At 36.1% G+C, this 291-nt stretch carries 1 protein-coding gene; it reads right to left on the bottom strand.

The features are described from left to right. A partial coding sequence (locus tag SB658_RS23130) for a DUF3810 family protein (RefSeq protein ID WP_410602606.1) occupies window positions 1–291 on the bottom strand: 291 nt, incomplete at both ends.

Below are 291 nucleotides of genomic sequence, written 5' to 3'. Positions count from 1 at the left end.
CTTGAGCCAAAAGATCAGTGTCCGCTAACTTTTCCCTTGCCAATTCCATTTCAACGGCAAGCGACTTACTCAATTTGACCAGTTCCTCCTTGCTGTAGTTCTCTTCTTTATATTCGGTATAAGACAAAAAAGAATATCTGTAATAGTTTATTCCACCCAAAATAGTATAACAAAAATATATCACGCTACAGATCGTAACTATTCCTAGAGCACCACGATAAACTACCATCCTACGTACACCTTTACTCATGATAACCTTGCGCACATAATAAACGATATAAAATAGAAAAA

Source organism: Bacillus sp. SIMBA_008 (assembly GCF_046535495.1).
GTDB classification, from domain to species: Bacteria; Bacillota; Bacilli; order Bacillales; family Bacillaceae; genus Bacillus; species Bacillus subtilis.
This window is presented reverse-complemented; position numbering and strand designations above follow the sequence as displayed.